Annotated in this window: 15 protein-coding genes; 5 read left to right on the top strand and 10 right to left on the bottom strand. The window is 70.0% G+C overall.

Translation table 11 applies throughout. From position 1 onward, the window contains the following. Positions 1–77: 77 nt before the first annotated feature. Positions 78–1,265, bottom strand: coding sequence for a type III PLP-dependent enzyme domain-containing protein (locus tag IEX50_RS02660; RefSeq protein WP_157177375.1), 1,188 nt, complete (start codon positions 1,263–1,265; stop codon positions 78–80). Positions 1,266–1,423: 158 nt separating this feature from the next. Between IEX50_RS02660 and IEX50_RS02665 the strand changes: the two genes are divergently transcribed. Both IEX50_RS02665 and IEX50_RS02670 read left to right on the top strand, forming a co-directional pair. Then, positions 1,424–2,398 carry a threonine ammonia-lyase gene (locus IEX50_RS02665; RefSeq protein ID WP_157177376.1) on the top strand — a complete coding sequence of 325 codons (975 nt, stop codon included), beginning with the start codon at positions 1,424–1,426 and terminating at the stop codon, positions 2,396–2,398. After that, the gene (locus IEX50_RS02670; RefSeq protein WP_184075064.1) at positions 2,395–2,562 is read left to right on the top strand and encodes a hypothetical protein; all 168 of its coding nucleotides are present in this window, start codon (positions 2,395–2,397) and stop codon (positions 2,560–2,562) included. The genes IEX50_RS02665 and IEX50_RS02670 overlap by 4 nt, the downstream gene beginning before the upstream one ends. A 95-nt stretch (positions 2,563–2,657) precedes the next feature. Here the strand turns inward: IEX50_RS02670 and IEX50_RS02675 are convergent, their stop codons facing one another. Continuing rightward, entirely contained in the window at positions 2,658–3,299 is a 642-nt protein-coding gene (locus IEX50_RS02675; RefSeq protein ID WP_157177377.1) for an alpha/beta hydrolase, read from the bottom strand. Positions 3,300–3,356: 57 nt separating this feature from the next. Here IEX50_RS02675 and IEX50_RS02680 point away from each other — a divergent pair, with 57 nt between their 5' ends. Genes IEX50_RS02680 through IEX50_RS02690 form a run of 3 tightly spaced genes read left to right on the top strand, consistent with a single transcriptional unit; the run spans position 3,357 to position 5,856 of the window. After that, positions 3,357–4,457, top strand: a complete 1,101-nt coding sequence (locus tag IEX50_RS02680; protein WP_157177378.1) for a cysteine desulfurase family protein — start codon at positions 3,357–3,359, stop codon at positions 4,455–4,457. Next, positions 4,454–5,548, top strand: a complete 1,095-nt coding sequence (locus IEX50_RS02685; protein WP_157177379.1) for a cysteine desulfurase family protein — start codon at positions 4,454–4,456, stop codon at positions 5,546–5,548. The genes IEX50_RS02680 and IEX50_RS02685 overlap by 4 nt, the downstream gene beginning before the upstream one ends. After that, on the top strand, positions 5,545–5,856 hold the full coding sequence (locus IEX50_RS02690) for a 2Fe-2S iron-sulfur cluster-binding protein (protein ID WP_157177380.1): 312 nt from the start codon (positions 5,545–5,547) through the stop codon (positions 5,854–5,856). The genes IEX50_RS02685 and IEX50_RS02690 overlap by 4 nt, the downstream gene beginning before the upstream one ends. A gap of 92 nt (positions 5,857–5,948) precedes the next feature. On the opposite strand, the gene IEX50_RS02695 is transcribed toward IEX50_RS02690, so the two are convergent. The 8 genes from IEX50_RS02695 to IEX50_RS02730 all read right to left on the bottom strand — a co-directional run bounded on the left by IEX50_RS02695 (position 5,949) and on the right by IEX50_RS02730 (position 15,721). After that, positions 5,949–7,217, bottom strand: coding sequence for a class I SAM-dependent RNA methyltransferase (locus IEX50_RS02695; RefSeq protein ID WP_157177381.1), 1,269 nt, complete (start codon positions 7,215–7,217; stop codon positions 5,949–5,951). Further along, complete coding sequence (locus IEX50_RS02700; protein WP_229673610.1) at positions 7,208–8,584, bottom strand: NAD(P)H-hydrate dehydratase; 1,377 nt, start codon at positions 8,582–8,584, stop codon at positions 7,208–7,210. The genes IEX50_RS02695 and IEX50_RS02700 overlap by 10 nt, the downstream gene beginning before the upstream one ends. After that, positions 8,581–8,985, bottom strand: coding sequence for a hypothetical protein (locus IEX50_RS02705; protein ID WP_157177382.1), 405 nt, complete (start codon positions 8,983–8,985; stop codon positions 8,581–8,583). Before IEX50_RS02705 ends, IEX50_RS02700 begins: the two co-directional genes overlap by 4 nt. Next, positions 8,966–10,687, bottom strand: coding sequence for a dihydroxy-acid dehydratase (ilvD, locus tag IEX50_RS02710; RefSeq protein ID WP_157177383.1), 1,722 nt, complete (start codon positions 10,685–10,687; stop codon positions 8,966–8,968). The genes IEX50_RS02705 and ilvD overlap by 20 nt, the downstream gene beginning before the upstream one ends. 81 nt (positions 10,688–10,768) lie before the next feature. After that, on the bottom strand, positions 10,769–11,473 hold the full coding sequence (locus tag IEX50_RS02715; RefSeq protein ID WP_157177384.1) for an enoyl-CoA hydratase/isomerase family protein: 705 nt from the start codon (positions 11,471–11,473) through the stop codon (positions 10,769–10,771). Continuing rightward, on the bottom strand, positions 11,470–12,297 hold the full coding sequence (locus IEX50_RS02720; RefSeq protein WP_157177385.1) for a 4-(cytidine 5'-diphospho)-2-C-methyl-D-erythritol kinase: 828 nt from the start codon (positions 12,295–12,297) through the stop codon (positions 11,470–11,472). The genes IEX50_RS02715 and IEX50_RS02720 overlap by 4 nt, the downstream gene beginning before the upstream one ends. 45 nt (positions 12,298–12,342) lie before the next feature. Further along, on the bottom strand, positions 12,343–13,995 hold the full coding sequence (locus IEX50_RS02725; RefSeq protein ID WP_157177386.1) for a tetratricopeptide repeat protein: 1,653 nt from the start codon (positions 13,993–13,995) through the stop codon (positions 12,343–12,345). 76 nt (positions 13,996–14,071) lie between these two features. Further along, positions 14,072–15,721: an electron transfer flavoprotein-ubiquinone oxidoreductase gene (locus IEX50_RS02730; protein ID WP_157177387.1), complete on the bottom strand. Its 1,650-nt coding sequence runs from the start codon at positions 15,719–15,721 to the stop codon at positions 14,072–14,074. Between the last annotated feature and the right edge of the window lie 87 nt (positions 15,722–15,808).

The following is a 15,808-nucleotide window of genomic DNA, read 5'->3' on the forward strand; positions in this document are numbered from 1 at the left end:
ATGGGATCGAGCCTGCACTCTTATTCCGCACGCCAGACGGACCGGCGTGCAATGCTACAGGTGATGGATCGGTTCGGTTACAGCGTAACGACGTTCGACGGCATCATGATGTCGTCTTCCTCGACATACACGGTGGCCATCGGCTCGTCGGTCGCCAGTACGGTTTCGCCCGCAGTGAAGCCGTTGAACCCGGTCCGCATCGCGCACCCGTAGGCGCCGAGCATTCCGATCTCGATATAGTCGCCCGCCTTGGTATCGGCCGGCAGCATGAACGGACCGACCATATGGTCCATGTCGTCGCACGTCGGTCCGTAGAAGCTGAACCCGACATCCTTGGCGTTCGACGTCACGTCGCGCACCAGTTCGGTTGGGAAACGCCACGCGACATGCGCCGCGTCGAACAGCGCGCCATACGCACCGTCGTTGATGAACAGCTCGTCGCCGCGACGCTTCTCCACGCGGACCAGCAGGCTGGCATATTCCGCGCATAGCGCGCGGCCCGGCTCGCACCACAATTCGGCGGAGTAGCTGATCGGCAGGCTTTCGAACGCCTGCTTGATCGCGTCGAAATAGGCGCCTAGCGGCGGCGGCGTCATGCCCGGATAGGTCGACGGGAACCCGCCGCCAACGTCCACCACGTCCACCGTGACGGCGGCGTTGACGATCGCTTCGCGCACCCGGCCCATCGCCTGGATATAGGCCGCCGGGCTCATCGCCTGCGAACCGACATGGAAACAGATGCCGAGCGCGTCCGCGACCTGGCGCGTCGCGAGCAGCAACGGCGCCGCGTCGCGTGCCTCGACGCCGAACTTCGACGCCAGGCTGAGCTTGCTGTGATCCGACGACACGCGCAGCCGGACGCACAGCGTCAGGTCCGTCGCGTCATTGGTCGCACGGCAGATCTTTTCGAGTTCCTCGAGCGAATCGAGCGAAAAGGTGCGCACGGCGTGGACGGCATAGGCCTCGGCGATCGCTTCTTCCGCCTTCACCGGGTGCATGAAGCACAGGACGGCATCGGGCAGCGTACGGGCGACCAGCCGCACCTCGGCAATCGAGGCAACGTCGTAATGCGTAATGCCGCTGTCCCACAGAACCTTCAGAAGGTCTGCGGACGGGTTCGCCTTGACCGCATACATCGAGCGACCCTGGAACTTCTCAACGAAGTACCGGGCCGCGCGCCGTGCAGCGTGCGGACGAATCAGCGTGACCGGTTGAACCGGACGAAGGGCAGTTGCTAGCCCCAGCGCGCTATGATGCTTGTGCAATTCAAGGGACCTCCAGTGGTCGTTCCGACAAAGCTGCCTTGCGGTGGAAGTCCCATGGGGCAGCGGACGCATCCATATGAACCAGTCGCCCCCCTGTAAAGTTGCAATTGAAACGTCACGAAGTGCAATGGACGCAACACCCGACCGCAGGAGGCACCATGGCGACGAACGAAGACATTCCCCGGGTCTCGCACGAGGGCGTCGTGGCAGCCGCCGCGCGTATCGCCGGCGTCGCGACGCGGACCCCGCTGCTGCCGCTGCCCGGTTTCGCCAATATCTGGCTCAAGGCCGAATCGCTCCAGCTCGGCGGCGCATTCAAGTTCCGTGGCGCCTACAACCGCCTCGCCCGCATCCCGGCCGCCGATCGCCCGCGCGGAGTCGTGGCCTTCTCGTCCGGCAACCACGCGCAGGGAATCGCCCGCGCAGCCGCGCTGCTCGGCCTCCCCGCCACGATCGTCATGCCGGCCGACGCGCCCGCGGTGAAACGCAACGCCACCCTATCGCTCGGTGCCGAGGTCGTGACCTACGAGCGCGCGACCGAAAGCCGCGAACAGATCGCCGCCGCCCTCGCAACCGAACGCGGCGCGGTGCTCGTCCCCTCGTTCGACGATCCGGACGTGGTGGAGGGCCAGGGCACCGCCGGGCTGGAGGCCGCGTTCCAGGCGACCGCACTCGGCCTGCCGCCGTTCGAGCGCGCCGTGACCTGCTGCGGCGGGGGCGGCCTGTCCGCGGGCATCACGCTGGCGCTGCCGGATGCCGAGATCGTGGTGGTCGAGCCGGTCGGCTGGGACGACATGGGCCGCTCGCTCGCCGCCGGGACCATCCTGCCCGTGGAGCCGAACCCGCCTGCCACCGCCTGCGACGCGCTCCAGACGTTGCGCGTTGCGCCGCTGACGTTCGACGTCCTGCACGCCGCCGGGGCCAGCGGAGTCGCGGTCAGCGAGGCCGAGATCCGCGCCGCGATGCGCCACGCCTTCCGGCTCGGGCTCGTCGTCGAACCGGGTGGTGCGGTCGCACTGGCCGCGATCCTGTCCGGCCGCGTACCCGCCGACGGCCGCCCGACGCTGGTCACGCTGTCCGGTGGTAATGTCGATCCGGCCGCCTGTGCCGCCGTGCTGGCGGAACAAGCATGATCGCGGGCGGCTTCGTCCCCGCGGTACTGATGATCGCGGTCATCGCTTTGACCATCGGCGGATTCGCACTCCGCGGCCGCGGTGAACGCCAACGCAGCACGCTGATGTTCGTCGCCGCCGCGGTCTTCCTGGGAAACGTCCTGATCCAGACCTGGCCCCGTTAACGCCACGTCATCCCGGACTTGATCCGGGATCCAGCTTCTACTGAGCCGGCGCAAAGGCAGCGAGACCCCGGATCAAGTCCGGGGCGACGCTGAACTCAGGCCTTCAACCGCATGTCGAGATAATTATCGACCGACCGCATCAGCTGCGGCTGCTCGTTCTCGAAGAAGTGGTTCGCGCCCGGGATCGTGTCGTGATGGATCGTGATGTGCCGCTGCGTGCGGAGCTTATCGACCAGCTTCTGGACGGCGCCCGGCGTCACCACCTCATCCTGCTCGCCCTGGATGATGATCCCCGACGACGGGCACGGCGCGAGGAAGGTGAAGTCGTACATGTTCGCGGGCGGCGCGATCGAGATGAAGCCCTTGATCTCCGGACGCCGCATCAGCAGCTGCATCCCGATCCAGGCGCCGAAGCTGACGCCCGCGATCCAGGTCGTCTGCGCTTCCGGATGGATCGACTGCACCCAATCGAGCGCGGACGCCGCATCGGACAGCTCGCCCACGCCGTTGTCGAACACGCCCTGGCTCTTGCCCACGCCGCGGAAATTGAACCGCAGCGTCGCGAAACCGCGCTTCACGAACGTCTGGTACAGCGACTGCACCATCCGGTTGTTCATCGTGCCGCCGGCTTGCGGATGCGAATGGAGGATCATGGCGACGGGCGCACGCGGGCGCGGCCCCGGCTGGAACCGACCCTCGAGACGACCTTCGGGACCGGGAAAAATGACTTCTGGCATCGTGTCTGCTTCTTGTCTGCGCGCAACGGGCGGGTGCGCGATGGATCGGCACCCTATATGAGGAATAGGACCGAAACGGCAATCACCGGAGATACTACGATTACGCGGCCGACCTACTATCTCGATCACGCCGCCACCGCGCCGGTCTCCGCCGCCGCGCGCGCCGCGATGGTGGACGGGCTGTCGCGCTGGGCCAACCCCTCCTCCCCGCACGCCGCCGGCCGCGCCGCCCGCGCCGCGCTGGAGGACGCCCGCGCCCGCATCGCCACCGCGCTCGACTGGCCGCACACCGTCATCCTCACCAGCGGCGCGAGCGAGGCGCTGGCGATCGCCCTCACCCGCGCAAAGGTTCTGCGCCACGCCGTCTCCGCAGTCGAGCACGACGCTGTCCTGCGCGTACTGCCGGACGCGATGCGCCTGCCGGTCAACGGGAACGGCACCGTCCAACTCGACGAACCCTGGCTCGACGGTCCCCCCGCCCTCATCGCGATCCAGTCCGCCAACAACGAAACCGGCGTGCTGCAGCCGCTGGCCGAAATCGCCGCGAAGCTCCGCGCCGTTGGCCACCTTCTCGTCGCCGACTGCGCGCAAACCGCCGGCAAGCTTCCGCTCCCCGACGCCGATTTCATCGCCGTCTCCGCGCACAAGCTCGGCGGCCCGCCCGGCATCGGCGCGCTGCTGATCCGCGACCTCGCCACGCTCGCCCCCAGCGGCGGCCAGGAGCAGGGGTACCGCGGCGGCACCGAGAACATGCCAGCGACGCTAGGTTTTGCCGCAGCACTCGAAGACGGATCGGCCTGGCTCACCGAAGCCGCACGCCTGCGCGACAAACTCGAAACCGGCATCCTCGCATCCGGTGGCGAAGTCATCGCTTGCGACACCCCCCGCCTCGCCACGATCGGCGCCTACCGCCTCCCCGGCGTCGCCGCCACGACGCAGCTGATCCGCATGGACATGGTCGGCATCGCCATCTCGGCCGGCAGCGCCTGCTCGTCGGGCAGCCTGAAGCCCGGCCACGTCCTCGCCGCCATGGGCCTTGCCCCGACCGCCGCCACCGAGACGATCCGCGTCAGCATCGGCCGCGACACCGGCGACGCCGCAATCGACGCGTTTCTCGCCAGCTACGCCGCGATGGCCGCCCGGCGCGCCGCGGCATGATCTACCTCGACTATCAGGCGACCACCCCGCTCGCGCCCGAAGCGCGCGCCGCGATGCTCCCCTGGCTGGCGGAGGACGGGTTCGCCAACCCGCACAGCCCGCACAAGGCCGGCCGCGGCGCCGCCGCCGCGGTCGCCGCCGCCCGCACGCGCATCGTCGCCGCCGACCCTGCACTCGCCAACGGCAAACTCTGGTTCACCTCCGGCGCGACCGAGGCGGTCAACTGGGCGATCCAGGCGACTCTGGTCGACGCGCCCGCCACCCGCCGCGGCATCGTGACGATCGCCACCGAACATGCCTGCACGCTCGACACCGCCGCCTGGGCCGCGCGCCACGGCGCAGACGTCACGATCCTGCCGGTCGGTCCGGACGGGCTGATCGACCTGACGCAGGCCGCTGCCGCGATCGGCGACCGCACCGCGATCGTCTCCGCCATGCTGGTCAACAACGAGATCGGCGTGATTCAGCCGCTGGCCGAACTCGCCGCGATCGCCCGCGCGGCCGGCGCGCTGTTCCTCTGCGACGCCGCGCAGGCCTATGGCCGCGTCCCGCTCCCCGACGCGGACCTGATTGCGCTGTCCGCGCACAAGATCCACGGGCCGAAGGGCATCGGCGCGCTGTACGTCCGCGACGGCATCAGGCTCGGCGCGCTCCTGCACGGCGGCGGTCAGGAGGGCGGCATCCGCTCCGGCACCCTCTCCCCCATGCTCTGCGCCGGCTTCGGCGCAGCAGCGACCGTCACGTACGACCGCCGCGACACCGACGCCGCTCACGTCATGGAGCTTGCCCAAAGGTTCCGCGCCGCCCTGCCCGACTGGACCGTCAACGGCAGCACCGACCACCGCTACCCGGGCAACCTCAGCCTGCGCCGCGACGGGGTCGATGCGGCCGGCCTCATCTCCCGGCTGCGCAACGTCGCCTTCTCCGCTGGTTCCGCCTGCGCCAGCGGGTCGGGTCGCCCCAGCCACGTCCTGCGCGCGATCGGCCTCAGCGATGCACATGCGCGCAACACGATCCGGCTCGGCTTCGGCCGCTACACCACGTCGGACGAGATCGACACCGCCGCCGCGTTGATCGCCGCCGCCGCATGACGCTCGTCCGCTTCCTGGATTCCACGGGGCAGGTTTCGTCCGAAACCGGCGCCCCGCCCGGCACCCGCCTGCTCGACATCGCGCAGGCGCTCGGCGAACCGCTCGAGGGCACCTGCGAAGGCCAGATGGCCTGTTCGACCTGCCACGTCATCGTCGCCGCCGAAGATTTCGACCGCCTGCCCCCCGCGTCGGAAAACGAGGACGACCTGCTCGACCTCGCCCCCCACGTCACCCGCACCAGCCGGCTGGCGTGCCAGATCGTGCTGGATGGGGTGCTGAAGACGCTGACGGTGCGGATGCCGGGCTAGAATTCCCTACCTCCGTTCGGTTCGAGCCTGTCGAGAACTCCGCGCAGCGTTCTCGACAAGCTCGAACCGAACGGTGTTGTGCGGTAGTGGCCTCAGGCAGGCTTGACCCACCCCCGCACATCCAGCTGCACACCGGTCTGCAACGGCACATGTCCCGCCGCGCGCCCGAACACCCCGACCAGCTCGACATGCGTCGACCAGCGGAACTGCCCCACCGGCACGACCCGCTCCAACACCCATCCACCCGCGATCAAATCCTTCGCATCGCGCGCGAACGTCGCCGGATTGCACGAGACATAAGCCAGCCGCCGCACCCGGCTCGCCGCCGCCAGCGCCGTCATCTGCTCCCGCGCGCCCGCCCGCGGCGGATCGAGCACCACCGCATCGAAACGGTCCAGCTCCGTCACGGTCAGCGGCCGGCGCACCAGATCGCGATGCTCCACGAACAGCGGCAGCTGGCGCATCCCCGCCGCCGCCTTCAGCGCGGTCGCCGACGCCCGCGCGCCCTCCGCCGCATAGACCTTGGCGTTCGCCGCCAGCGGCACCGCGAACGTCCCGATGCCCGCGAACAGGTCCGCCACCGTCGTCGCATCGCCCACCGCGGCGCGCACCGTCTCGACCAGCATCGCCTCGCCGTCCGCCGTCGCCTGCAGGAACCCCGCGGTCGGCAGCGGCACCGCGATGCCGTCGAACGTTACCGTCGCCGGCCGCGGTTCCCAGCGTGGCTCCGCCCCATGCCCCTCGTCCACCGACAGCCGCGCCAGCTTATGCTCCTGCGCAAAAATGGTCAGCGCCTCGGTCGCGGCCAGCCCCTCGACCGTCACCTTCTCGATCAGCAGGTCGACGCCCTGGTCGGCAAGCGTCATCCAGATTTCCGCCTTCCCCTTCCGCGGCGGCAGCAGCAACGACATCAGTCCGCGCAACGGCGCCACCAGCGCGAACAGTTCGGGCGCCAGAACATGGCATTCGTGCATGTCGACGATCGTGTGTGTCTCATGCTCGTTGAACCCGATCAGCACCTGCTTGCCGAACCGTTCCGCCTTCAACGACGCGCGCCGCCGGCTGCGCGGCGGCGACAGCGCGGGCACCGACATCTCAGGCCGGTCGATCTGCTGTGACGCCAGCGCGCCCGCGATCCGATCGACGATAAACGTCTGGATCCCCGTATCGTCGACATGCTGGATCTGGCATCCGCCGCATTTCGGGAAATGCCGGCACGGCGGCATCTGGTGATGCGGCCCCGGCGTCAGCACGCCGAACCCATCCAGATTGTCGCCCGGGGCGGCCAGCGGCGCATGCCGCCCGTCCGCCGTCACGCCCTCGCCATTGCCGGCGATCCGGACGATTTCATCTACTGACATGCACTCACTACTTTCCTGATCATATCCAGCAGGTCGTCGGCGACCAGCACCGCCCCCGCCGCTTCGGCCGCCGCGCCGTGCAGCCAGACCGCCGCCTGCGCCGCCGCGAACGGATCGTCGATCCGCGCACGCATCGCCGCGACCAGCCCGGCCAGCACGTCGCCCGTGCCCGCCGTCGCCAGCCACGCCGGTGCAGGATCGGCGATCGCCACCCGCCCGTCGGGGGCCGCTATAACAGTATCGGCGCCTTTCAGCACCACGACGCATTGCGCCATCGCCGCCGCCGCCCGCGCCCGGTCGATCCGGCTGCCCGGCAACGCACCGAACAGATGCTCGAACTCGCCGCCATGCGGCGTCACGATCGCCGGCACCGCCAGCCCGCGCAACACGGCGGGCGACGCGAGCCGCAACGCATCGGCATCCAGCACCAGCGGCCGCCCGCACGCCAGCGCCGCCACCAGCGTCCGCTCCGCCGCCGCACCGCGCCCCAGCCCCGGTCCGCACAGTACCGCATCCACACGGGCGTCGCCCAGCACCTCGGTCCCCTGACGATGCACCAGCGCATGCAACCCGCCGGCACTCGCCCCGCCGGCCAGCACGACATAGCCCGCCCCGGTGCGCTGCGCCGCGGTCGCCGCCAGCAACGCCGCCCCGCCCATCGCCCCGGACAGCACCGCGACCATGCCGCGCGTATATTTATGATCCTCCGCCCCCGGCGCCGGCAGCGAAGGCCGCCCGATCGCGGTCAACTCGGACGACGCCACCGCCACCCCGATATCGGCCACCACCACGCGTCCGCACAGCGCAGCCGCCGGCTGCAACCGATGCGCGGGCTTCAACGCCCCCAGCGCCACGGTCATATCGTAGGTCGGCAACTCCGTCCCAAACGTCGCCCCGTCATCCGTCGCGACCCCGCTCGGCAGATCGACCGCGATCCGCACCCGCGCCGCCCCGGCCAACCGCACAAGCGCAGCCGCCACCGCCGGCTCCAGCCCGCGCGCCAGCCCCGTCCCGAACAGTGCATCGACCAGCACCGCCCGCGTCGGCGCATCGTCCAGCGCAACCACCGGCCCGCCCCAGGCGGCGCGCGCCGCCAGCGCATGCGAAGACCGCGGCGGGCCCAGAACGGCGACCGTCACATCGACGCCGCGCTCGCGCAGCATCCGCGCGACGACATACCCGTCACCGCCATTATTCCCCGGCCCGCACAGCACCAGCGTCGGCGCCCCGGCCGCAAACCGCCACGTCGCCTCCGCAACCGAAGCCCCGGCACGCTCCATCAGCACGCCCGCATCCGTCCCGCCCGCCATGCACGCCGCCTCCGCCGCGCGCATCGCCGCGGCCGTCAGGATCGGCCGCCCGCTCACTTCCTCGCGACAGGAGCCGCAGCAGCACGCGCCGCCGGCAACCGGTACGTATCGCCCCGGATCGCAACCTCGGTCGCGCCATCCGCCGCAACCGCAACCTTGACCGGCTCAGCACCGTCGGCCGCCGTCATGGTCTTGCCGTCACTCGCCAGCACCACGCGGTGGAACCCGCCGTCCGGTCCGCGCAACGTCAGCATCTGCCCATCCGCCACGGCCGCCCGCTCGGCCGTACACACGTCACCGAACGCCGTAGCCCCGCTCACCCGACACGCGATCCGCCCGCGGCCGGCAACATCGTCCGGCAAAGCCCCCGCCGCCACGCGCGGATCATCGGACGACTGCCCGCATCCCGCCGCCAGCAGCAGCAAAGCCAACCCGGCGTCAGATATCCGCAAAGACATGGCGTTCCCCCCGCGCACCCGGGTGCGTCACCGCCCCGGCCCAGGCCGGGCCGACATTCTGCGCAAACCGCCACAGCGCGCCCGACCCGTAGTCGTTGACCCGCGGCCGCCAGTCGCGGTGCCGCTCGACCAGCTCCTCCTCCGGCACCAGCAGGTCGATCGTCCCGGCCTCGGCATCGATCCGGATCGCGTCGCCGTCCCGCACCAGCGCGATCGGCCCGCCGTCCGCCGCCTCCGGCCCGACATGCCCCACGCAAAACCCGCGCGTGCCGCCCGAAAACCGCCCGTCGGTGATCAGCGCCACACGCTCGCCCAGCCCCTGACCGTAAAGCGCGGCGGTGGTCGACAGCATCTCGCGCATCCCCGGACCGCCCTTCGGCCCCTCGTACCGGATCACGATCACCGACCCGTCGGCGATCTCGCGCGCCTCGACCGCGGCGAAGCATTCCTCCTCGCAATCGAACACCCGCGCCGGCCCTTCGAACACGAGCCGCTGCATTCCCGCGACCTTCACGATCGCACCTTCCGGGGCGAGCGTCCCCTTCAGCCCCACGACACCTCCCGTGGGGCTCAGCGGCGTCTTCGCGTCGTAGATCACCTTCTGGTCCGGGTTCCACGTCACCTGGTCGATGTTCTCGCCCAGCGTCTTGCCGGTCACCGTCATGCAATCGCCGTGCAACAAGCCTTCGGCCAGCAACGTCTTCATCAGCATGTAGACGCCGCCCGCCTCGTGCATGTCCTTGGCGACATAACGCCCGCCCGGCTTCAGGTCGGCGATATACGGCGTCGTCTTGAAGATATCGGCGACGTCGAACAGGCTGAAATCGATCCCGACCTCGTTCGCCATCGCCGGCAGATGCAGCCCCGCATTGGTCGATCCGCCCGTCGCCGCCACGATCCGCGCCGCATTCTCGAACGCATCGCGCGTGCAGATGTCGCGCGGCCGCAGGTTCCACTCGAGCAGGTTCATCACCTGCACGCCGGCGGCATGCGCGATCTCGTCACGCCCGCGATAGGGCGCCGGCATCATGTTGCTGTTCGGCAGGCTTAGGCCGATCGCCTCGCCCACGCACGCCATCGTGTTGGCGGTGAACTGCCCCCCGCACGCGCCGTGGCCGGGGCACGCCACCTTCTCCAGCGCGGTCAGGTCCTTCAACGGGCAGTTCCCGGCCGCATGCTGGCCCACCGCCTCGAACACGTCGACCACCGTCACGTCGCGGTCCTGGTACCGGCCGGGCAGGATCGACCCGCCATAGACGAAGATCGACGGCACGTTCAGCCGCAGCATCGCCATCATCATGCCGGGCAACGACTTGTCGCACCCGGCAAACGTGACGAGCGCATCATAGCAATGCCCGCGCACCGAGAGTTCGACCGAGTCCGCGATGACCTCGCGGCTGACCAGCGAGGATTTCATCCCCTGATGGCCCATCGCGATCCCGTCGGTCACGGTGATCGTGTTGAACCGCCGCGGCATGCCGCCGCCCGCGATCACGCCCTCGCGGCACACATCGGCCTGCGCATCGAGCGTCGTGTTGCACGGCGCGCTGTCGTTCCCCGCGCTCGCCACCGCCACGAACGGCCGCGCGATCTCCTCCTCGGTCAGCCCCATCGCATAATAATAACTACGATGCGGCGCACGCTCCGGCCCAACCGAAACATGGCGGCTGGGCAGGCGGGATTTGTCGAAACGCTCGGACATGGGAATGCTCTCGGATACCGTACGGGTCGCTCGTGTCTTGGCGGCATCCCGCCCGCGACGCAACCACCGCGGGCTTTGGGCTCAGCGTGCGGTCAACCGCGCAGCCAGCGCCGGTCCCGCGAACAAGGCATCGAACCGCGCATCCCCACCCGGCTCGCCACGCAGTCCGGCACGCAACGTCGCGATGCTCTCGGCGGCATTCTCAACGATCCGCCCCGCGACCGCGCGCGCCGCAATCTCCGCATCCGCCGCCACGATCTCGACCAGCCCGATCCGCGCCGCCTCCGCCGCATCGATCCGATCGCCGGTCAGCAGCAGCCGCGCGGCCTGACCCGGCCCGACCAGCGTGCGCAACCGGTCGATATCGCCCTGCGGATAACCGATCCCCAGCCGCGCGGGCGGCACCGCGAAACTCGCCCCCGCCCCCGCGATCCGCATGTCGCACGCCAGCGCCAGCGCGACTCCGGCCCCGAAGCACCCGCCATCGATCACCGCGATCACCGGCACCGCCGCCTGCGCGATGGCATCCGTCGCCCGCGCCATCGCCGCGCGGAACACCGGCGGCAACGCAGCGTCCGCCATCATTGGCGGAAACTCGGTCAGGTCCGCCCCTGCGCAGAACACCCCCGGCACCGCGGACCGTAACAGCACCACCGCCGCCCGCCCCGCCGCATGGCGCACCGCATCGGCCAGCGTGTCCCACACCGCCACCGGCACCGCATTACGCGCCGCCGGCCGGTCGAGCGTCACGCTGGCGACCGCCCCCTCGACCGCGACAGAGATCATGCCCGCAACCGCGTCGCCAGCGTCCACCACCCGGCCGCCATAGCCCCTTGCGCTGCATCACGCGCCGCCACCGTCTCGAACAGCGCGAAACAGGTCGCGCCAGACCCCGACATCCGCACCAGCCGCGTCCCCGCGCACCCCGCCAGCGCCTCCAGCACCGCACCGATCTCCGGCCGGATCGCCCGCGCCGGCATCTCCAGATCGTTCCGCCCCGCCTCCGCCACCGCCAGCGGCGCACCGTCCGCCAAGGGACCCCGGTCGAGCCGGTCCCAGACCGCAAACACCGGACCTGTTGGCAACGGCACGTTCGGGTTCACCAGCAGCAACGGCACCCCCGCCAGCGCCCCCGTATCGACGAAGCGCAGCTCATCCCCACGCCCATCGCCCCGCACCGGCCGCGACACCAGACACGCCGGCACGTCCGCCCCGAGCGCAGCCGCAATCGACATCAGCGCAGGCTCGTCCTCAGCCATCCCGTCGCGCCGCGCGAGCAAGCGCAACACCGCCGCCGCATCCGCTGATCCGCCCCCGATCCCCGCCGCCACCGGCAATCGCTTGTCGAGCGTGAACGCCGCCGCCCCGCCCCCGAACCGCGCCCGATACGCCCCCGCCGCGCGCGTGACGAGATTATCACCATCTCCCGACAGCCCTGCCCCGAACGGCCCGACCACCGTCAGCGCCGGCCGATCCGCATCGTCGTGCAACGTCAGCCCATCACCATCCTCGGCAAAGGCGAACAGCGTCTCGATCGCATGATAGCCGTCGTCCCGCCGGTGCCGGACATGCAGGGCAAGGTTGATCTTGGCGAAAGCGGTCTCGAACATCCGCCGGGCTTAGGCGGCGCGCGGCATCCCGATCAAGGGCCAGGATCAGGGGGCGGCGACCGCCTTCGTCCAGCCGCCATCGATCTTCGCGCGCAACCTCAGCAGGTCCGCCGGCTCCGCCCCGACCAGCGCCGCCGACCAGGCATAGCGCGCCTCGAACCGCCGCCCGGCCGACCAATAGGCGTCGCCCAGATGCTCGTTGATCGCACTCTGCGCCGGGTCGCCCGCCACCGCGCGTTCCAGCGTCGCGATCGCCCGCGGCACGTCGCCGCGCAGATAATAAGCCCAACCCAGCGAATCGGTGATCGACGCATCGTCCGGCCGCAACAGGCTCGCCCGCTCGATCAGCGCCTGCGCCGCCGCCAGATTCTCCCGCCGTTCCAGCTGCGCATAACCGAGCAGGTTCAGCACTACCGCCTCGTCAGGTGCGGCGGCATAGGCCTTCTCCAGCACCGGCTTGGCCGCGGCCCAGTCGCCCGCTTCCTCCAGCGCGCTGCCCTGCAACAGCCACGCCGGCCAGCGCGCGTCGGCCGGGGCCAGCGCCGCCGCCTTGCCATACGCCTCCGCCGCCTCGCGCGATCGGCCGAGCGACGCCAGCACATCGCCGACCCGGCTCCAGTCCCCCGGCCCCGCATCGGATCGCGCCGCCGCCGCCTGCGCCGCCGCCAGGGCCGCTTCGCTCTCCCCGCTCCGGACCATCGCGGACAGCCGCCCCTCGGCGGCCGCGGCCGCAAACGGATCGTCGTCGCGGACATGCGTCAGCGCTTCCGTCGCCGCCGCATAACGCTCCCCGGTCAGCAGCAGTTCGGACGTCACCAGCCAGGTTTCGGCATTGTCGGGCGCCAGGAACGTCGCCGTCCGGGCCAGCGCCAGCGCGATCGGCGTCGCCCGTTCGCGGTTGATGTCGATCGCCACGCGCACCAGCAGCTCCGCGATGCCCGCCGCCGGCGTATCGATCGGCGCCGGCAACGTGCCACGGCGTTTCAGGTCCGCCCGTGCCTTCACCAGCGTCGGAGCATCGCCGTCAAGGATCGCTGCGGCCTGCCCGCGCTTCCCCTGCCGCGCGAGCAAAGCTGCGGCGGCCAGTCGCAACCGCATCTGCCGGCCGGATGCGGCCGGCAGGATCGCCCGCAACGCCGCGATCCCGTCCGCGGTCCGTCCCGTCGCCAGTAGCAACAGCGCGCGCTGCTCGCCGGCATAGGCGCCCGTGACCGACCCGGTCCCGCCGGCATCGAGGATCGCGACCGGATCGCCGGTCTTCGATCCCACGGCGATCCAGGCGCGGATCGCCGGCACCAGGAACGCGAACGCCTTCTCCCGCACGATCGCATCGGTCGCCGCCTGCGCCGCGGTCCAGTCGCGCCGCGCCACCGCATCGGCCAGGATCAGCAACCGCGCATCGGGCGGCAGATTGCCCGCCCGGTCGAGCTGCACCGCGGCGGCCATGGCGAGCGACCGATCCCCCGCGCTGATCGCCTGACGATAGGCGCGCGTCGCGATCACCGGATCGTTCGGGTTCCGCGCCAGCAGCGCGCCATAGCCCCTGGCCGCCACGTCGATCCGTCCGTCGGCGTCCGCCGCGCGTGCCCGGACATAGTCGCGGATCGACGATCCCGGCTGGTTGGCCCAGGCACCACCGGGCAGGCCGGCGAACAGCAAAGCGGCAGTGGAAAAGAGGACAAACCGAACGGACTTCATGGTCCCCTCAATCCGTCGCCGCTCCACGCGGTTCCGCACGGACACCGACGGGCCGCCGCAGATGCGCCCCATACCGTCACATATTGGGATAGTTCGGCCCTCCGCCGCCCTCGGGCACGACCCATTTGATGTTCTGGGTCGGGTCCTTGATGTCGCAACTCTTGCAGTGGACGCAGTTCTGCGCGTTGATCTGCAGCTTCGGCGCGCCCTGCTCCGCCCCCACGATCTCGTACACCCCGGCCGGGCAATAGCGCTGCTCCGGGCTGTCATACATCGCGTAGTTCACCGCGATCGGTACCTCCGTATCGCGCAGCGTCAGGTGGACCGGCTGGTCCTCCTCATGATTGACGTTGGACAGGAACACCGACGACAACCGGTCGAAACTCAACACATTGTCGGGCTTGGGATATTTGATCTTTGGCGCGATGTCGGCGCGCCACAGCTGTTCGTTGTCGCGGTGATGCTTGAACGTCCAGGGCAGCTTCACGCCCAGCTGGTGCATCCACATGTCGAACCCGGCATAGACCGTGCCCGTGACCGCGCCGAACTTCTCCAGCGCCGGCCCGGCATTGCGGACCTTCTTCAGCTCCTTGGCGATCCAGCTCGCCTCGACCGCCGGCTGATACGCGCTCAGTTCCGGCGTCATGCGGCCCGACACGATCTCGTCGAACGCCGCCTCCGCCGCCAGCATGCCGGACTTCATCGCGGTATGGCTGCCCTTGATCCGCGGCACGTTCACGAACCCGGCGGAACACCCGATCAGCGCGCCGCCCGGGAACGCCAGCTTCGGCACGGACTGCCACCCGCCCTCGTTGATCGCGCGGGCACCGTACGACACGCGCCGCCCGCCCTTCAGCATCGCGGCGATCTCCGGGTGATGCTTCCACCGCTGGAACTCGTGGAACGGCGACAGATGCGGGTTCTTGTACCCCAGCCCGACGACGAACCCGAGCGCCACCTGGTTGTTCGCCTGGTGGTAGATGAACCCGCCGCCGGTCGCGTCGGACAGCGGCCAGCCCTGCGTATGGACGACCTTGCCGGGCACGTGCAGCTCGGGGTCGATGTCCCACAATTCCTTGATGCCGATCGCATAGGTCTGCGGCTGGCAATCGCGCTCCAGGTCGAACAGCCCCTTCAGCTCCTTCGACAGATGCCCGCGCACCCCTTCGGCGAAGAAGGTGTATCTCGCGTGCAGCTCCATGCCCGGCTGGTAATCCGCCTTGTGCGTGCCGTCCCTCGCCACGCCCATGTCGCCCGTCGCCACGCCGCGCACCGCGCCATGCTCGTCGAACAGCACTTCGGCCGCCGCAAAGCCCGGGAAAATCTCGACGCCCAGCGCCTCGGCCTGCCCCGCCAGCCAGCGGCAGAAATTGCCCAGCGAGCAGGTGAACGTGCCTTTGTTGTTCATGAACGGCGGCATCAGCAGGTGCGGCAGCTCGGTCTTGCCCCCGGCACTCAGCACCCAGTGATGATTCTCCACCACCGGCACGGTCAACGGGCTGTCCAGCTCGCGCCACTCGGGGATCAGCTCGTCGATCGCGATCGGATCGATCACCGCGCCCGACAGGATGTGAGCCCCGACCTCGGACCCTTTTTCCAGCACGCAGACGGCGATCTCGCGCTCGGCTTTCGCGGCCAGCTGTTTCAGTCGGATCGCGGCGGCAAGGCCGGCCGGCCCCGCGCCCACGATGACGACGTCATATTCCATACTCTCGCGCTCAGCCATGTCCGCTCCATCGGGCTTCCGGTCGTCCCGCGGAATCTTCGTCCCGCCCGGATCCGCGTGCCTGCAAGTTGACGTGTTCGTCAACTA

It is taken from the genome of Sphingomonas prati (assembly GCF_014643515.1).
Classification (GTDB): domain Bacteria; phylum Pseudomonadota; class Alphaproteobacteria; order Sphingomonadales; family Sphingomonadaceae; genus Sphingomonas_R; species Sphingomonas_R prati.